The 18,904-nt window shown below is 55.4% G+C and carries 15 protein-coding genes; 3 read left to right on the top strand and 12 right to left on the bottom strand.

Annotated features, from left to right (window positions below; all coding sequences use genetic code 11):
* Positions 1–23: 23 nt before the first annotated feature.
* The gene (locus QHG98_03220) at positions 24–2,132 is read right to left on the bottom strand and encodes an STT3 domain-containing protein (protein ID MDH7596740.1); all 2,109 of its coding nucleotides are present in this window, start codon (positions 2,130–2,132) and stop codon (positions 24–26) included.
* A gap of 45 nt (positions 2,133–2,177) precedes the next feature.
* Positions 2,178–2,600 carry an FKBP-type peptidyl-prolyl cis-trans isomerase gene (locus tag QHG98_03215; GenBank protein MDH7596739.1) on the bottom strand — a complete coding sequence of 141 codons (423 nt, stop codon included), beginning with the start codon at positions 2,598–2,600 and terminating at the stop codon, positions 2,178–2,180.
* A gap of 132 nt (positions 2,601–2,732) precedes the next feature.
* On the opposite strand from QHG98_03215, the gene QHG98_03210 reads away from it, so the two are divergent.
* Positions 2,733–3,155: a hypothetical protein gene (locus QHG98_03210; protein ID MDH7596738.1), complete on the top strand. Its 423-nt coding sequence runs from the start codon at positions 2,733–2,735 to the stop codon at positions 3,153–3,155.
* 4 nt (positions 3,156–3,159) lie between these two features.
* On the opposite strand, the gene QHG98_03205 is transcribed toward QHG98_03210, so the two are convergent.
* The 7 genes from QHG98_03205 to trpD form a co-directional block, all read right to left on the bottom strand.
* Positions 3,160–3,855, bottom strand: coding sequence for a hypothetical protein (locus QHG98_03205; GenBank protein MDH7596737.1), 696 nt, complete (start codon positions 3,853–3,855; stop codon positions 3,160–3,162).
* A gap of 324 nt (positions 3,856–4,179) precedes the next feature.
* A complete protein-coding gene (locus QHG98_03200) occupies positions 4,180–5,256 on the bottom strand; it encodes an FAD-dependent oxidoreductase (GenBank protein ID MDH7596736.1) in 1,077 nt (358 codons plus the stop codon).
* Between the two features lie 193 nt (positions 5,257–5,449).
* Positions 5,450–6,205, bottom strand: coding sequence for an indole-3-glycerol-phosphate synthase (locus tag QHG98_03195; GenBank protein ID MDH7596735.1), 756 nt, complete (start codon positions 6,203–6,205; stop codon positions 5,450–5,452).
* On the bottom strand, positions 6,135–6,782 hold the full coding sequence (locus QHG98_03190; protein MDH7596734.1) for an aminodeoxychorismate/anthranilate synthase component II: 648 nt from the start codon (positions 6,780–6,782) through the stop codon (positions 6,135–6,137). Before QHG98_03190 ends, QHG98_03195 begins: the two co-directional genes overlap by 71 nt.
* Positions 6,779–8,215, bottom strand: coding sequence for an anthranilate synthase component I (gene trpE, locus QHG98_03185; protein ID MDH7596733.1), 1,437 nt, complete (start codon positions 8,213–8,215; stop codon positions 6,779–6,781). Before trpE ends, QHG98_03190 begins: the two co-directional genes overlap by 4 nt.
* Entirely contained in the window at positions 8,212–8,838 is a 627-nt protein-coding gene (locus QHG98_03180; protein ID MDH7596732.1) for a phosphoribosylanthranilate isomerase, read from the bottom strand. The genes trpE and QHG98_03180 overlap by 4 nt, the downstream gene beginning before the upstream one ends.
* Before the next feature lie 28 nt (positions 8,839–8,866).
* Positions 8,867–9,901, bottom strand: coding sequence for an anthranilate phosphoribosyltransferase (gene trpD / locus QHG98_03175; protein MDH7596731.1), 1,035 nt, complete (start codon positions 9,899–9,901; stop codon positions 8,867–8,869).
* Positions 9,902–10,321: 420 nt separating this feature from the next.
* On the opposite strand from trpD, the gene QHG98_03170 reads away from it, so the two are divergent.
* Positions 10,322–12,118: a YgiQ family radical SAM protein gene (locus QHG98_03170; GenBank protein MDH7596730.1), complete on the top strand. Its 1,797-nt coding sequence runs from the start codon at positions 10,322–10,324 to the stop codon at positions 12,116–12,118.
* Here QHG98_03170 and QHG98_03165 read toward each other — a convergent pair.
* Positions 12,108–12,968 (bottom strand): hypothetical protein, encoded by an 861-nt coding sequence (locus QHG98_03165; protein ID MDH7596729.1) that lies wholly within the window; start codon positions 12,966–12,968, stop codon positions 12,108–12,110. The genes QHG98_03170 and QHG98_03165 overlap by 11 nt on opposite strands.
* A 606-nt stretch (positions 12,969–13,574) precedes the next feature.
* Between QHG98_03165 and speA the strand changes: the two genes are divergently transcribed.
* On the top strand, positions 13,575–15,524 hold the full coding sequence (speA, locus tag QHG98_03160; GenBank protein ID MDH7596728.1) for a biosynthetic arginine decarboxylase: 1,950 nt from the start codon (positions 13,575–13,577) through the stop codon (positions 15,522–15,524).
* A gap of 434 nt (positions 15,525–15,958) precedes the next feature.
* Here the strand turns inward: speA and QHG98_03155 are convergent, their stop codons facing one another.
* Both QHG98_03155 and rqcH read right to left on the bottom strand, forming a co-directional pair.
* Entirely contained in the window at positions 15,959–16,579 is a 621-nt protein-coding gene (locus QHG98_03155) for a hypothetical protein (GenBank protein ID MDH7596727.1), read from the bottom strand.
* 339 nt (positions 16,580–16,918) lie between these two features.
* The gene (gene rqcH / locus QHG98_03150; GenBank protein ID MDH7596726.1) at positions 16,919–18,844 is read right to left on the bottom strand and encodes a ribosome rescue protein RqcH; all 1,926 of its coding nucleotides are present in this window, start codon (positions 18,842–18,844) and stop codon (positions 16,919–16,921) included.
* Positions 18,845–18,904: the final 60 nt, after the last annotated feature.

The raw sequence follows: 18,904 nt of genomic DNA, 5'->3' as shown, positions 1-18,904 counted from the left end.
TCTGCACTTTACTGATATATCCATCAGAGATCGAGCTGGATCGTGCTGCCAAGGAGCACATCCTCTTCGTCTATGCTCAGCTCTTTTGCGATCTCCGGGCTCATGATGACATAATCTCCCTCGGCTCTTACGGCCCCGTTGTCTCCGGTCGAGTACGGCAGGCTTAGTGTGTAAACGTCATTCACCGGATCTGCCTCAATCGCATACGTGAACCTCCTGCCCTGGTTTGTTGTCAAATTGAGGATTGCAACGACAGGCCCGCTGCTCCTTCCAGTGACTACCGCTCCTGGGACGTGCTCGAAGATCTTCACGCTCGCGGTGCTCGGGTTATCTCCTCTGAATGTGGCTGATTCGTACACAAGCCTCAGATGGCTCATGTTCAGCCCATCATAGAGCTGCAGGCGGGCGAGCATGGTTTTTCTCAAACGGTCTGTGAGCTCTATGCTCAGATACTTCCCTGAGACTGTGTATCTGAGATAGCTCGAGGGGTCCTCGCCGATCCATCGCGCCGTCGATGGAAGGGTGAGATACAGCATCTCCCATGATGTTATGACATACCTTGCACCCCGTTTGTTCAGAATCCCCTCAGCATCGCTCTCGCTCTCAGACAAAAAGAACCTCGTGGAGTCAGCAACTCCCGCCTGGAAGTTGTTCGCGACCACCGGTCGCTCTCCTAGGTATATTATCCAGTTGCCATAGCTCCAGCTGCTCATTATGCCGTACTCCGGCCTTCTGGAAGGATCATCGAAGAAGCTTGTTGGTGGTGTCCCTTCCTTCAGCCACTTCAGCGCAGCCACCCAGTCGCCCTCTATATCAGGAGCATCATCCGAGATCCTGCTGAGCCTCCAAAGGGACGGTATGGACATCACAACAAGAATGATAAGCGTGAGTGCCATCATCTGCCTTCTCTCCTTCCTCTCCGCAAGCGTGCAGAGCTCCGAGAATAGGACAGCGAAGAGGATGGACATGTTCAGCGAGAGGATGTAGAGGAATCTCTTCTGCCCGAAGGTGAGAAGCAGGGCGATGAGGGTCCAGACGATCAGGAGAACCTTCTTCCGGTCGTAAATGTGACGTCTTGCAACCAGCGCCAGAACTGCCACTGTTATGATGATGTTGAGCCCCAGAACCGATTTGAGATCCATTGTCAGAAGCGGGCTGGCCTCCTCTATGAGCCCCGACATCTCGCCCCCCAGGACATAGGGAAGCCTGTTTACCAGGGTTGTGTAGAACACAGATGTGACGCCGCCTCTGAGGGCGTAGATGACCACCAGAACGATCAAACCGGAGGCTATCATTATGCCGGGAAGCGAGTACCATGGCAGCCGTTTCTGCACAATAATGTAAATCGCATATCCCAGAAGAGAGGATCCAAGAAGGGTGAATATCGCGATGGCCGATGGGATCATCCAGTGACTGCTCCAGAACGGTAGCACGAGAAGCAAGGCGATCGCGGGCGCCATCACGAGATCCTTCGGCGGCTCTCTGCCATCCCTTAGATCCAGGGACATCCTGGCGATGGTGTAGATCAGAACCATCAGTACATACGCGGCTGAGCCCATCCATGTGTAGGCGAGGAGTGCGATGGAGATCCCGGCGGCTGCAGACCATCTGATGTCGCTGGCCGATCGCAGAAGCGATAGCACGATCAGCGCTAGCAGCAGCATCTCGAGGGCATGGTGATCAACATATCCGAACGAGTTCACTGCCACCGCATACGAGGATATCGTGAGAAAGAACGCAGATGCCAGCCCGATCCGCTTATCGAACATCTCCCTCGCGACGAGGTATATAACGCCAACGGCGAGTGCGCCGATAACAGGAGGAAGCAGCGATGCCATCATCTCTGCGCCGTATGTGCTCCCGCCGGCCGATGCCACAGCAGCCCCCACGATGTCGAAGAGCGGTGGCCAGGTTATCTCCAGCCCGTTCGGGTAATCCACATACGAATCGAACCAGAGCGTTGCAGGGAAGTGATTTACTGTGTAAAGAATCCTGCGCATGTGGTAGTAGGAGTCTGGGCCGTAGAAGAGCACAGATCCATCTGATAGAGCGAACCTTCCAGCATAGAGCCTCAACAGAAATGCTGAGATGATCAGAATCATCACAGCCCGGAGAGAGCGCTGAGATCTCATGGCAGACCCGCCTGTTGCCGAAACAGCTCTATTCTGTGAAGCTGGTCACAGTATATCCAGCAGCCTGATCTCGTATATCAGATCGACGCCTGCGAGCGGGTGGTTTGCGTTCAGCACCACCCTGTCTCCGATGATGTCCATGACCTCCACCTTGATCACCCTTCCATCCTCCTCCACAATCTCCAGGGTGTCCCCGATATTCAAATCCGCTGGCAGCCTCGACCTCTCGACCTCGACCTCGAGATCCTGCCTGTAAGGGCCGTACCCCTTCTCAGGGGGTATCCTCACGGTCCTCACATCCCCAGGGCTCATACCAATGACCGCCTCCTCGAAGCCGGGAAGCACCCTTCCATCGCCCAGAACAAACTCGAAGGGCTCCCCGCCCTCGGAGGTATCCACAATCACTCCTCTCTCGAGCCGGGCAGTGTAATGCACACGGACCCTGTCCCCCAGCTTAGCTCTGACCATAAACACATCTCCAGGTATCAGGGTCATCTTGGGAGAGCATGTATAATATCTTGCTGCTGCATCCCTGATCGAAACATAATTAACCGTAAAATACTTATTCAGTTATAAACAACTCCATGATGGAGGTCTGGGATGGATCAGCTGGTGGCAACAGTTGTGCCGATATTTGCGGCCGGTTTCGCGATACAGCAGTTTCTTGAGATACTTGATCCGATAGTCGTGAGGCTGATAGGGGAGCGGGACAAGAAGCTGATCCTGGGGATAATATCGCTGATCGCGGGTCTTCTGATAGCCTTTGGCACAGGCCTGCGTGTCCTGGCACCGCTCTGCATCTACAGCGATATTCAGGAGGGATATTACTTCGACCTGCTCGACGCGCTGATCACAGCATTCATAATAAGCGCCGGCACAGAGGGCATCAACTCTGTGATGAAGTTCCTTGGCTACGCGAAGGAGAGCAAGAAGGGAGATGCTGCAGCCCTTAAGGCGTGGGTGAGCAGGGATGAGGACGCCAGAGACATCATGTACAGAATGGACAGAAAAAGAGAGAGATGAAGGATCAGCTCAGGGTCACACCAGCAGGGATCGCGTCTATGACGACAGTCTCGCTGGGTATGCTGTCCTTCACAAAGCTGACCAGGTACCTTCCTGGATCTGTTATGTTCAGTGACATGTGGCTGTGTCCGGCCGGCATGACCACACGATTCACAGAGACCTTCAAATCAGGGGATACTTTATACACATCGGCCATGCCTGCTGTCTTTGTATAGGCGAGAAGCCACACGCTCGAGCCGGCAGGAGCCTTCACGTATCTTGTCAGGCTATCAGCGCCGTGAATGTAGAGATGGTTGCTCTCCGTGTAGAGAGGCGCTGATACATATGTCGTATAGGGCACAGGAGTGCCACCGATGTAGACGTAGGAGGGTGGCGATACCATCTCGAACCTTATAAACGTCCCCTCAGGAGTGTACGCCCATCCACCGACATTTCCCGAGCCCCATGCCCAGCTCCTGTCAGGTGGCAGGTTCGGTGGGGTCTTCCACTTCGATCTGAAGTATGTGGAGCCCTTGACGTAGAAGACATAGTTATCGTAGACTGAGAGGCCTGCGCCAGTTGGGTCCTCGAGGAAGTTCAGCGTACCCTCATGGTACGTCTCGAGCATATCATCCGCGAGCCACGACCTGTTCTCATCCGCAGCGCTGGCTGCAGCCATGACCGCCAGCACTGCGATCGCAAAACCAAAACCAATTTTCATTCAGGATTCACCCCATGTTTCCCCCAGATCGAATGAGAATGGCGGGAGGATTTAAAAGCATTTCTGGATATGCTCATAATTTGCCGGATGTGCGCAAGAATCAGCACCGCACTTCAGATGTTCTCAGGCGGGCGCCATTTTCAGGTCGCGCAATCGTATCGCTTAGCGCCACGCTCAGTCTGTATTCAGTTCGCAAGTGAACGCTCTCGAGAACCCGACGCGCGATCGTATCGCTGAACGCCGCGATCAGTCTGTCCAGACTTCTCCAGCATCCTGTTCGTGGCGGTCGCAGCAGAGCCATTGAGCTGTTCGAGACAGGCTGTGTCACCTGTATCTGCTGACTATCGATTTATCAATCCATATCTTCACGGCTCTCAGAAGCCTTGCGGGAATTGTTATGCAGGTTCTCCCGTATACTCCCACGGCCCTGCCGCAGCCTGTTGAGATGAGTGCAACAGGGTTCTCGGTGCATGCGAGTATCGAGTACTGTGTCAGCGGCCTCCTCCGGATCATCCTTTTCAGGTTCTCTGCCATGTGCTTCGCCTGCCTCTCAGCCTCGATGCCTGTCTTGGTCGCGAGCTTCTGGTCGATCTCGACCCAGGCGCAGTCCCCTATCGCGAAGACATCGTCCTGGGCGCGCAGATACGGGTCTGTCAGAAGCCAGCCACGCTTCTTAGGGAGCCTGAGATTCTCCGCGAACTGCGTCGGCTTTATGCCCGTCGTCCATATGGTCATGTCGCAGTCCAGTGTTGTGCCATCCGCGAATGTTATGCTGTCCCTCTGTATCTCAGAGACCTGAGTGGATGTGAGCATGCTCACACCCCTCTCAAAGAGCATCCTCTCCACCAGTCTGGAGATCCTCTCAGGGAACTGTGGGAGTATCCGGTCCTGCATCTCCACTATGTATATGCTGGACTCCAGGGAATCGGCGAGGACTGATGCGACCTCCACGCCGGTGAGGCCGGAGCCGACGACCATTATCCTGTCCGGGCTCTCGCGCTCTATGAACTCTCTGGCATGCAGCGTTCCCTCAAATGTGTTCACAGAAAACGCATTCTCCGAGCCCTTCACGCCGTAAAAGTTCTGCTCAGCCCCCACTGCGATAACCAGAATATCATATTCAACTCGCGATCTCTGGCAGACAACAGCCCCATCGTCGAGATCAAGCGCGCGCTCGCTGATGTGAATGGCGCCGGAGCGCTCGCAGAAATCGTCCAGCGGGGCGATCATATCGTCGATGCCGACCAGACCCGCGAGATAGTCGGGGTAGAGAGCCTGGCACTCGATCTGGTGCTTCGGCTCTATGAGCGATATCTCAAAGCCTGTATTGGCCAGCAGCCTGATGAGCTCCGCTCCAGCTATTCCGCCTCCAACGATCACAAGTCTGGGCGAGCTTCGCATGGCCTCTCACTACGCACCAGCTGCGTTTAAAAATCCTTTGGCCATGCCCTCCCTGGAACGCTCAGCCGTCACAAAGGCATTTCGCATCAGCAGATTGTACATGAGATCTGGTTGCCGGTCGCAACTCATCCGCAGGGCGCGCATAGCAGTACCGGCGCCTCTACGGGCAGGTCATCATGGATAAGAGCGAACATCAGATTGCCTGTCCGCCCTTGATATCGATTCCAGTTATCTCCCCAAGCAGAGCGGGGTTTTTCATTATCGAGGTCCCGATGAGCAGAGCATCAGCACCTGCGCTCATCATTCTCATCGCATCATCTCTCGATCTCACCCCGCTCTCGGCGACCGTGAAGAGGCCGAGATCCCTCGCAAGAGGACCGAGGGACTCGAACCTTCTCAGATCAACCTCGAGAGTTCTGAGATCCCTGTTGTTTATTCCAACCACCAGGGCGCCGGCATCCGCGGCTCTATCAAGCTCCTCCTCATCATGAACCTCCACCAGAGGCTCCATTCCGGCTGCCCTGACATCCTCTATGAGCTCCTCGATATCTGCTATGGACGCGATCAGCAGCACCAGATCCGCCTCAGCCTCGCGGATCTGTTTTCTGTCTATGATGAAATCCTTCCTGAGAACCGGAATGGATGTGGAGGTTCTGGCCTCCTCCAGGGATGATATCGAGCCGAGGAAGTAAGTGGGCTCTGTGAGAACTGAGATGCCGCATGCGCCCATGCTCTCGTAGAGCCTCGCAATCTCACCTGCCTCGCCAGCTCTGAGGGGCCTGGATATCGCCCGCGGCTTTATCTCTGCTATCACAGGTATCAGGCCTTTCCGTCTCGCAGACATGGCGGAGCCTATGAGATCCCTGGATTCCAGGCTATCAAACGACTGTTTCACTCCAGCCATTCGGAGCTCTGTCGCGCTCAGTATTCCCTCTATTAGCGGATGCATCCTCCACCACCTCCACCCAGTTCGATATGATCTTCATTCCGCATGGTGTGAGAACAGACTCCGGATGGAACTGGAGCCCCTCTATCCTGAGGTTCCGGTGCCTTATCGCCATCACCACCCCATCATCGCTCACCGCAGATATCACAAGATCAGGCGCCAGAGTCTTCACCGCCAGGGAGTGGTATCTCCCTCCGATTATGGGAGACTCGATGCCTCTGAACACACCCTGACCATCGTGGATTATCCTGGAGACCTTCCCATGTAAAGGCCTTGTGTGGGATATGCTTCCTCCAAATGCGATGTTGATCGCCTGATGGCCTAGACAGACGCCGAGTACTGGCACGCCTGATGATCCGAACGATCTTATTATCTCGATGCAGTTCCCTGTATCCCTCGGGTTCGCCGGATGCCCTGGGCCCGGGGATATCACGATGCCCGCCGGGTCTATATCCCTCACATCCCTCAGAGATATCCGGTTCGGTACGACCAGCGTATCAGGGTAGAGCTGCGATACGTAGTCCACCAGGTTCCATACGAACGAGTCCTGGTTGTCCACGAAGAGGATCGTCCGGCTCAATCGATCACCCCCAGCGCCCGCTTCATCGCGCCCATCTTTCTCTCCGTCTCCGCCAGCTCCCTCTCCGGCTCTGAGTCTGCGACTATTCCAGCGCCAGCCTGTATCCTCGCGATGCCATCCTTCAGGATGATGCTCCTTATGGCTATCGCGAAGTCTGCGCTGCCGTCAGCCGAGAAGTATCCTATACCTCCGCCGTAGATGCCACGCGGCTCTTTCTCCAGATCATCGATGATCTCCATGGCTCTCATCTTCGGCGCACCTGAGAGAGTTCCTGCTGGAAATACTGCACGTGCAGCATCGAACTGGTCGCACTCATCTCTCAGCAATCCCGAGACCGTGGTCTCTATGTGCTGGACATGGGAGTATCTCAAAACAGACATGAAGTCCTCGACCCTCACACTTCCAGCCCTGCACACACTCCTGACGTCATTCCTTCCTAGATCCACGAGCATCACATGCTCGGCCCTCTCCTTCTCGTCGTTCAGCATCGCCCTCGCCAGGGCCTCATCCTCCTCGGGGGTTCTCCCCCTGGGACACGTTCCCGCGATCGGGTTGACCCTGAGGGTTCCAGCGTATGTGTTAAATAGAGTCTCAGGAGATGCGCCCACGATTCCGAGATCCCCGAACTCGAAGAGGTACGTGTACGGGCTGGGATTTATCCTCCTGAGGTTTCTGTAGAGCGCTATGGTATCCCTGCATTCGACTTCTGTCGACCGGGCTAGCACCACCTGGAATATGTCGCCATCGATTATGTGCTTCTTTGCGGCCACAACAGCCTCGATGTACTCCGCGGGATCACCGGAGCGTATAACCCTCCCGCGGAGCTCAGAATTCTCCGGATACTCGTCAACGCCCTCGATCCTTTCGATCAGATCCGTCTTCGCGCCGGGGAGCATTGGAACTACCGCGAAGTATACCCTCCTCATGAGATGATCGAAGATAAAGGTGCTCTCTACTATTGCGAACTGCGCATCAGGAGTTTCTGATGTCGAGACCTTCCCGAGACGTTCTTTGATCATATCATATGCGATGTATCCGATGCCGCCGCCGAGGAACACCTGCCTGCCGAAGAAGTTCCTCTCATCAGATCTCGGGCACGGTACTGCAGCTCTGAGAGCGTCGAACATATCGAACTCTGGAAGCACCCATCCTCTTATCCTGTGGTTGGACTCCTCGATCTCCGCACATCGTGATAGCCTCCGGCTCAGGAACTCTTCCCCGCCGTTGAAGACCTCGACCTCTATCTCCCTGTTCTTCAATCTCACAACCGCGGATGGATCTGCGCCGACGAACGAGAACCTGGCCCTCTGGCCCGATTTCTCAACAGATTCCAGGAGGTATGGATACCGTCGATCTCTCAGGGATAGGTAGAGCGAGAGCGGCGCATCCACGCTTATCTTGTCTGTTACGTCGATGAGAACAGGATATGTCACTGGCAGGATCTCACCCTCCTCACGAACTCCTCGATCTTCGCCGGGTCCTTTCTTCCATTCGTCTCGACGCCGCTGGAGACATCAACAGCATACGGTTTCACCGCATCGATCGCGTCAACGATGTTTTCCGGCCTCAGACCGCCTGCCAGTATCAGAGGAGTGCGAAGCATCGATCTCATTCTCGCTGTCACAGACCAGTCGTGCGTCCTGCCGGACCCTCCCAGACCGCCGGAGACTGGCGTGTCGACGAGAACAGCATCAGCAACCCTGCTCATCTCCAACGCTCTTTCGGATCCGGGAGGCACTGCGACGATTATCCTCTGAGGAACACGTCTTCTGATCTCCCCGATCTCCTCCAGAGAGATGCCACCATGGATCTGAAGCGCGTCGCTCTCAAGACATCCGGCGAGCCGGAGAGCATCCTCCACGCAATCCGGCTCGATCACAGCGACACTTGCTGTGAACGGCGGAACCATCTCTATCAGATCCCTGGCCTCATCCACAGAGAGGCGATGCCTCGACCGCTCTATCTCCACTATGAATCCGACAGCATCTGCGCCTGCTTTCAGCGCGCATCTCAGCTCATCCTCATCCGTGAGCCCGCAGATCTTGACCCTGGTCATTGAAGATCACCGAGGAATTCCGGACGGCTCACAGGAATCTCCTGAGCCTTGCAGGATCCCCATTCTCCTCGACCAGGGTCTTCAGGGCCTCCAGCGCGCTCCCGGAGCTTATGGCGCACTCTGCAATCGCACACCCCTCTCTGAGGGTGGATGCCATTCCTGAGATGTACACAGCTGCGCCTGCATTCATCGCCACCAGATCCCTCGCTCTGCTCTTCTCGCCCTTGAGCACCCTCACAAGACGCTCTGCATTCTCCTCAGGAGTCCCTCCGGCGATATCCTTCAGGTCTGCAAGCGGGTATCCGAGATCCCTGGGATCTATAACATAGTTTCTCACAGCCCCCTCGCAGAGCTCTGAGACGAAGGTGGTGCCAGTGTTGGATATCTCATCGAGACCGCTGCCGTGCACAACCATTGCCCGTCTCGTTCCGAGGAGTTTCAGGACGTTTGCGATCTTCTCGCAGAGCGCTGGAGAGTAGACTCCCACGACCTGAGCCTCTGCTCCAGCCGGGTTTGTGAGGGGCCCCAGAATGTTGAAAACAGTCCTGATCCCCATCTCCCTTCTGATGTGCGCGACACGCTTCATCGCTGGATGGAAGAGCGGGGCGAGCATGAATCCCATCCCGACAGACTCTATGATGCTCTCCACCACCTCCGGAGGGGAGGAGATGTTGACACCCAGAGCCTCGAGGACGTTGGCGCTTCCACATCGCGAGCTCACAGCGTAGTTGCCGTGCTTCGCGATCGGCACGCCGCATGCGGCTGCAACTATCGCGGCCGCTGTGCTCACATTTATCGTGTTCATGCTGTCCCCGCCTGTCCCGCATGTATCAACCAGCGTCCCAGAGACTTTGGGTTGTATTCGAATCGCGGACTCGCGCATCCTCTTCGCCATGCCAGCGAGCTCCTCGGCGGTCTCGCCCTTCATCCTGAGAGCCGTGAGAGCCGAGGCGATCTGTGCGTCCGTGGCGCCATCGAAAAACGCGCTCAGGAGAGACCCAGACTCCTCCATGGTGAGATTCTGCCCCTCAATCAGCCTCGTCAGATAGTTCAACAGGATCACCTTTGTAGATTAATGTACTTTGATGACTAAATTAGTACATCATATATAAGATTTGTGTAGGAATGACCAAAATATAACGGGAGCATTTTCAAATCAGGAGACAGTGTGATTCATGGGGCTCTGTAGGATCATGAAAGAAACTGTGGTCGTGGACTCGAACCACTGAACAGCATGTTAGGTATCGACATTGAGTGGCATAACAGATCATGAAAATCAGGGTCAAATGCTGTCGATCTCAATGACGCGAGCGCGGTTATGGTGCTGTGTTGAATAATGTTTGAGGATCCGATAGCAAAGAACTAAATCATACAAATTACAATTATAGTAAAAATATATAGCTATCGACCCTTCAGGTCTCAATTATTCAACACAGCAGGTTATGGCCCACCTTTTTAAGCCCGGCTGACGCTCTGGTATGTGATGCCGGAGCAGCCAGTTTACCTGCCGATCTCCAGGAAGGAGATGAAGGAGCTTGGTGAAGATCAGCTCGATGTGATTGTTGTCACGGGCGATGCATATGTGGATCATCCATCCTTCGGAGCAGCTCTCATCGGCAGGGTTCTGTGGGATCACGGTTTCACGGTGGGCATCATCCCGCAGCCCGACTGGAGGAGGGCAGATGATTTCAAGCGCCTCGGAGAGCCGAGGCTCTTCTTCGGAGTGACCGCTGGAAACGTTGACTCGATGGTCAATGCCTTCACTCCAAATCTGAAGAGGAGAAGCAGCGACGTGTACTCTCCGGGGGGAGAGATCAGGAGGCCGGATCGAGCGACTCTGGTTTACGCTGACAGGCTTCACTCGATATTCCCTCGGAAACCGATAGTGCTCGGCGGCATCGAGGCCAGCCTCCGGAGGTTTGCGCATTACGACTACTGGTCGGACTCTGTGAGGAGATCTATCCTCGCAGACGCGCCCGCAGATCTCCTCATCTTCGGTATGGGAGAGCTGGCCGTGGTGGAGGTGGCATCTAGGCTGAATAATGGGGAGAAGATCGACGAGATCAGAGATGTTAAGGGCACGGTCTTCAGGATTAGCGTTAAGGAGTGGAAGAGCTCCAGGCATGAGGAGTACACGGTTATACCGTCTTTTGATGAGGTCTCCTCTGACAAGAGAAAGTACGCAGAGGCGTTCAGGCTCCACTACATGGAGCAGGATCCGTTCAGGGGCAGAGCCGTTGTGCAGCCCCACCCAAAGACGGTCATAGTCCAGAACCCGCCCGCGAGGCCGTTAAAAACAGAGGAGCTCGACAGGATATACGAGCTGCCATACAGCAGAAGGGAGCATCCTTTATACAGAAAACCCGTGCCGGCGCTGGAGAGCGTCAGGTTCTCCATAACAAGCCACAGAGGGTGCTTTGGCTCCTGCAGCTTCTGCGCGCTGACACACCATCAGGGGCGCATTGTGCAGTCCAGGAGCATAGAATCGATCCTCAAGGAGGCGCGGCGGCTGGTTGAGATGCCCGGATTCAGGGGGGTGATACAGGATGTGGGGGGACCGACAGCCGACATGTACGGCATGGTTTGTGCCCTGTGGGAGCGGGGAGGGTGCGGAAGAATATGCACGCCAGAGTGCGATAATATCGAGATATCCCACAGAAGATACCTTGAACTGCTGCGAAGGCTAAAGGAGATACCTGGCGTCAGGCATGTCTTCGTCAGCTCTGGAATACGCCACGATCTTGTTGTGAGAGATGAGAAGTATGGAGATCTATTTCTGGAGGAGCTCTGCCGCGAGCACATATCAGGCCACCTGAAGATCGCGCCTGAGCACGTATCGAAGAGCGTGACGAGATGCATGCGCAAGCCTCCTGTCGAGGTCCTGGATGCATTCATGAAGCGATTCCAGCATTCGGTGAGCAGATCCGGAATGGAGGAGTACGTGGTGCCGTACCTTATGTCAGGCCATCCCGGATGCACTGTGAGGGACATGATCGAGCTGGCGGAGTACCTGCGCGACCATCACATGAGGGTTGAGCAGGTCCAGGACTTCACGCCCACGCCGATGACTGTCTCCACAGCGATGTATCACACAGGGCTCGATCCCTTCACAATGGAGCCTGTCCACATCCCCAGAGGCAGAGAGAAGAGGATCCAGAGGGCCCTGCTCCAGTACTGGCTTCCAGAGAACCGCAAGCTCGTAAGGGAGGGGTTGATCTCTGCGGGCAGAGCCGATCTGATCGGTGATGGGCCGAGATGCCTGATACCTTCTAACCCTTAGACATCGGCACGTACTCTACCCCGGGACGTCTCCTGCTTATGTCCATCCTGTAGAGTGCCATGAGATCATAGACCTCCTGTGGAACATCGGTCCTGACGCGATCCCCCAGGAGGGCCTTCACGTCCTCTGCAAGGAAGGGGTGGTCGTGGGTGTACTTTCCGGAGACCATCTCCTCGATGATTCTGTTGACCGTCTCCTCATCACATCCGGAGCACACTATCCTGCGGAGCAGCGCCTTCATCTGCTCCACCGCCTTTCTTGCCTCCTCAGCCAGTATCAGCGTCCTGTCATCGATCTCGTCGATCTTCTTCCTCTCAACGACCTTCAGTATCGATGTCGCCGGATACGCCCCGGTCTGGTCGCCAAGCTGCGGGTCCACGGGGCCGAGAGCAGCGTTCGGGTCCATGATTATCTCATCCACCGCCAGGGCGATCAGGGTTCCGCCGGACATCGCATAGTGTGGTATTATCACGCTCGTCCTTGCAGGGTGGTTCTTCAGCGCCAGGGCGATCTGCGTTGCAGCAAGCGCGAGCCCTCCGGGAGTGTGGAGTATGATGTCTATGGGCACGTCCTTCGGCGCGCTGCGTATCGCCCTGAGGACCTCCTCGCTGTCATCGATGTCTATGTACCTTGCGAGAGGCAGCCCGAGAAAGCTTATGACCTCCTGTCTGTGTATAAGAGTGATCACAAGCGAGCCTCTCTTCTTTCCGAGCTTCACGAGGAGCCGCTTCCTGGCGATCTGAAGGGCGTTCCTCTGAACCATCGGCACGAGAAAGAGAAGCAGAAAGAGTATTACCCAAAGGTTGCTGAGTATCTGATCCACAGGTATCTGACTGTACACTTGACCCACGTGGTGATATGGGTGCTCCCGATATTTATTTCTTTGGAGGTCGCATTGCATCACCGACTACTGACGAAAACCTGCACTCCGTAGATACCATGATCAGATCGTGGGCTCGCATCACCAAACAATCTGCCACTAAATCGATGTCCATCGACACAATGCCTCACAACTACTGCGATGCCGCATGCTGCAGATCTCAATGATGCGAGCACCCAGCCCACAACCTTAAGATTTGTGATTACAGTGAGGACTCCCACAATCCAGCTTTTTGGTATAAAGCTTCTTTTGATAGAAGCATGCAACGTCATTCGCAGATCGTTGAGCAGGAGGTTAATGGGAATCCCTAGTACATAACTTGAAACACATTTAGACAGTTCTGACTGCAGCCAGAATGCAACACTACCAGAAGCATGCAGCTCCTCCCCATTTCGAGGTCACATCTTTATATATCAGAACACCCTCAACATCGACGCTCAAATGAACATTCACATTTCCGTGTATCGGTTGTGGAGTGATCTGAGATGATTACCAATATCAGTCGGGGCAGTCCACCTGAGGGCTGGCTGAGGGGAAGGTGCAGAACAGGCAGCTGGTTCAAGAGGTTCAGATGCGATGGGGGCTCCGCGGATGTGGAAGGTTGACGACTCCATCGCCCTCTATGGGATTCACGGCTGGGGCGATGGCTACTTCTCGGTCAATGAGAAGGGCAACGTCGTCGTGATGCCGAACAAGAGCAGCGAATGCTGTGTCGATGTGATGGACATTATCAGGAGCCTGGAGGCGTCCGGAGAGAACCTGCCGGTGCTTCTCAGATTTCCCCAGATAATCGAGTACAGGATCTGGGAGATATACAGAGCATTTGCCGGATCCATATCAGAGTTCGGCTACCAGGGAAGGTATCAGCCGGTATTCCCCATGAAGGTGAACCAGAGGAAGGAGGTCATAGAGTACATCCTGAATTACGGCAGGGAGATCAACATCGGACTGGAGATAGGCACAAAGGCGGAGCTGCTCGCCGCGCTGACGCTCGATCTTCCTGAGGACTCACTGCTCATCTGCAATGGATACAAGGATGATGATTTCCTCCGCCTTGCCCTGATGTTATCGGACAGGCACAGGATAATAATAGTCGTGGACCTCTTCGAGGAGATCTTCAACATACTGAGACTGGCCAGGAGCATGGGGGTGAGGCCTCTCCTCGGCATGAGGGTCAAGCTCTTCTCGAAGGGGAGCGGCAGATGGGCCGAGTCCGGCGGTGAGTCGGCCAAGTTCGGACTCTCGACCATCGAGTGCCTGGAGCTGCTGAAGATCCTGGAGGAGAACGGACTGCTCGATCGCCTCAGGATGATACACTTCCACATCGGATCTCAGATCACCGATATACACAGAATAAAGCACGCGATGAACGAGGCCGCCAGGATCTACGCGAAGGTGAGAAAGGTCGCGGAGATAGAGTACTTCAACGTGGGAGGCGGCCTGAGTGTAGACTACGATGGCTCGAAGAGCTCCGGGCCCTCGAGCGCGAACTACACTCTCCGGGAGTACAGCAACGACATTGTTTACACGCTCCAGAAGATATGCGAGGAGGAGGGCGTGCCGTCACCCACAATAGTCTCGGAGAGCGGCAGGGCGATAGCTGCATACCACTCATTCCTGGTCTTCAAGATAATCGGCAAGAAGAACTCCAAGGATGGGTTCGTGGCGTTCCCGCTTGAGGGGGATCCCATACAGATAGAGGATCTCTACTTTGCCTTCAAGAACATCAACCTCAAGAACTACAAGGAGTACTACCACGATGCACTCCATTACAGAGATGAGCTTCTCGACTCGTTCAACCTGGGCAATATCGGGCTTGAGGAACGCGCGAAGGGGGAGATGCTCTTCTGGATGGTCTGCCAGAAGGCCGTGAGCCTGGCAAGACAGGCTGGCGACAACTCCGAGGAGTTCAGGGAGCTGAAGAAGCTGGTTGGGCAGAAGTACATAGGGAACTTCTCGCTCTTCCAGTCGGTGCCGGACATGTGGGGTGTGGGCCAGATCTTCCCGATCATGCCCCTCCACAGGCTCAGGGAGGTGCCATCAGAATCCGGGACCATAGCGGACATAACATGTGATTCGGATGGCGAGATAAAGAGCTTCGCGGGTGGGAAGGAGGCCATAGAGCTACACAAGCTCAGCAGGGGCGAGGACTACTACATGGGCATATTCCTTCTGGGAGCCTACCAGGACACGCTCGGGGACTTCCACAACCTCCTCGGCTGCGTTACAGAGATCCATGTGCTTGTTGATGGGAGCAGCTGGAAGATATGCAGACGCATACCTGGAGATACATGCGAGAAGCTACTTAGGTTCTTCAACTACGACACAGATGCATACATCAAGCGGCTCAGCGAGAGATGTGCGGCGGACCCGCGGCTGGAGGCGGTGCTTGAGGAGATCAGGAGTGCGCTCAGGACGACCACATACTTCAACTCCCCATGCCTGGCCTCCGAGGCAAAGGGGGATGACAAGCATGGGTCAGAGGGCAGGGCAGCTCTCAGGGTTATTGAGACCGGTCGCATCTGAGGATCGGTGGTCTGCCACCTCTGGCAGCCATCCATCCTCCTGTGATCCACGAATAATTTAATGCTCTTATCCATCTGATAACTTGCCCGAAGAGGCATCAGTCATGCTATTCGCCCGTTTCGACTTATCTCCGACTGCGTCGAAGAGTTTCGACGAAGTCGAAGGCCTGGCGAGCGAATGAGTGCACTCAGCAACCGGCCTGCATGACCTCCAAGTTGCTGAATACATAAGAGCGTAATTTAAAATCAGCATCTTTAGCACGCGATCGCTGCTGGCAGCCATTTATCTTCGTCCTGTGGATCCACGAATGACAGGAGCGCGGTTTTGCATTCGGATCTATGTGGGTGGCTGAACCTGGTCTCTCTCGGATCCACCGGCATCATGTGCGCCAAGAGCGGCGCATGCAGAGGTGCCTGGAAGTCAGAAACCGCCTCTTATGCGATGCCGGCTCCTTCGGCGCCCTCCTGGTACACCACACCAGGCCACGATGATGCATCAGCTCTGTATGCTGTGAAGGTGCCTGTCATGGGGCTTTTGCTCGAATCGATCTTGAGCCTGTAGATGGTGTATTCGGAGATGAGATCCAGCTCGAGCGCGTTACCCCTGATGTCTCCTACTGCGGATACCCGCTGGGTCGAGCTGTTCTCGGATATGGTGCCATGGCCGAAGAGAGTATCATCAAGCCGGTAGAGCTGCAGCTCCACTCTCTTCGATGTCAGGTCCTTCAGCACGAAGCTCAGCCTGCCGGAGATATCCGGCGCCTTTTCCTCAACGACAGGCGCAGCGGATGCTTCTGATATGTTCTCAGGGGGCGCTTCCATTTCAGAATCTGCGCTTGCAGAATCTGCGCTTGAATCCTTCCTCGCCTCCCAGAGCTTTCTGGAACTTCTGGGGTCAGCTGGGAACCTCGGGTCGAAGACAGGCTTGACTTCACCCCGTGAGGCGCTTATGTACTCATCTACTGATGTCGATTCTGCCCTGTCGCCAAGAACAATCACGCATGCAAACGCTGCGAGGATCGCAGCCGCGAGCACCAAAGACGTCAGCTCTCTCATCCAGAGGAAGATTGACGGATCTGGTATTTTAAGCTGTATGGAGAAGGATACGGAAGAGAGGGATTGATGCGACCTGTTGATGCATTACGACAGATCTGGCCTACCCCGCTCAGCAGTACGGGAGAGATATCGACACACCCAATCACATCTCCGCTGATCTGACATCGCATCTGGAATCACGCGCCTTCGAAGCTTGTGAGAAAGAAGAGAAGTGCGAGCAAAAGCCGTTGTGGGATGTAGGAGGGAGGAAAAACAATCTCCGACTTTTGCCCAATCATCCTTACGGCTTTCGTCGAATATAAGTTTTTCGGTTAAGGCGATTGACGAGATACACGCTCCCTAAACGCCGAGCTCCTTCACATCGAACCGCCTGATCCTGGATCCCCCGGGAGGCAGGAATGCCACTATCTTATCAGGGGACGCGATCGCCTTCAGGTACCTCCTGTCCTCGCAGATCTCGAGGAGATGCCTGTAGATCATCTTCGCGAGATCATCAGGCATGTACTCGCCTGGCTCCAGCTCGATCGCCCCCGAACTTTTGGATCTCACAGCAGAGACCGGCCCGCCTATCAGGGATCCATCGGCGATCGCCAGGGCAACCCCCAGAGGGACATCTCTCAGATACCTGCGCTCCCCGCGGACTACAAACGCACCCTTCCGGAGGAACTCACCGTGCTCGGGCGTCTTTGTGACCTGCTCACCTCTGACCAAGTAACAGTCGCCCGATGCCACGCCCTCCCTCCAGAGGTTGCTGTAGCTCACAGCGAACTCTGCTGCCTCCTGCACGGTGCGCTCCGGCACCTCCCGCCCCTCTGTCTTTATCACCGTCAGCGGCGCTCCAGGGTAGTCTGTGTGAAGCGCAAGATCCCTCTTCTCCAGGTACTTGAGGTATATCTCCTCGTTGCCATCCGCATCCCTGCCGCCTATGACCAGGAATCCGTCTGATGAGAAGAACCACCTGAACCTCTCGAACCATCTCGGTTTCTGCCTTCGCTTCAAAACTGGGGACCTTCTGCGCTCCTCTCCACGCTGGAGGAGCTCTTCCGTCTTTCGGAGAGCCTCCTCTGCTCCTGCGGCCTTCTTCGCCAGCTCCTTCGCACGCTCGTAGTACCTTCCCGCGTTCTGGGGCACTGTGAGACCCGCGTTCAGCTCCAGAGCGACCCCATCAAGCTCGACGACCATCTCGCCGCTGTAATCCAGAGATTTTATGGCAGACTGCCCAGAGCTCCGTATCCTCTCCCAGATCTCACTGTATGAGAGCCCCTTCTCCCTTGCGCCTGCTATCGCCTTCAGAATCGAGTCGATCTCAGAATACCGCTGGTATATGAGATCTCCCATCGAGGCCATCTGGGTCTCCCTCGCTCTGAGCTCATCGACAGCAGCCCTCTGAAGCTCAAGCCTCCTCTCAAGAGCGCTGGGTTTTGGCATCTCCGGCTCTGCCACGAAGAACTCATCGAGCGCATCGCTGAACCTCTCGAAGGATCTCGACTCGAGTCCCCTGTAAACCTCAAGAGGGAAGGGGATCACATCAAACGGCGCCCCATCCATGTAAACTATCTGAGGCCTGATCTCCCTGAGATCGAACACATCTCTCAGAGCCGAATGCACCCTTGAGATCTCCTCCTCAGATAGATCTGCTGCAGGGATATTCTTCTCCACCCCTGCCCTGAGGCAGACCTCCTCTCCGTATGTCCCGCCCATGTTCAGGTTGCGAACAAGAGCTCTCACGAGATCTGTGTCTGAGCCGCGCAGGATCTCCCTGAGCCTCTCGATCGACACCCTTCTCGGATCCTCTGCCCCGGCATGATAGGCATACTTCTCGCCAGCGATCAGCTTCCTGTCCCTGAAGCTCATCGGCCTGAGCGGGAGTATGATCCTCATATCCTCATCGAGAAGCAGTATGTTACCCTTCGGGAAGAGTTCTACAACAATGCGATATCTTCCTTCTGCTCTTTCAACACATATCTCCAGCACCCTATCGAAGTCGTGCTGCTCAACGCTCACGATTCTCCCGCCGGAGAGACGTGAGCGGAGCATCGCAGGGAACTGCGGGGGCGTTCTGCCCACCACCCTTTCTCTCCTGGTGACATGCGCCCTTCTTCCCGCCTCCAGAATTATATCGAGCCTGCCCTCGCGCGCCTGGACCGTGAGCCAGATTGCATCTCCAGAACTCTGGTAGGCCTTGCCAAAGAATCCACCGACAATACGGGACTGGAGCTCAGCCGCGATAGCAGCCACGTCAACGTTGCTCATCGCTTTCTTCATGTATTTCTCCGCTGATGGAAAACCAGGATTTCAGAGAGGTGCCACAGAAGATCGTGATTA

Origin of the sequence: Methanothrix sp. (assembly GCA_029907715.1) — an archaeon.
Lineage (GTDB): Archaea > Halobacteriota > Methanosarcinia > Methanotrichales > Methanotrichaceae > Methanothrix_B.
This window is presented reverse-complemented; position numbering and strand designations above follow the sequence as displayed.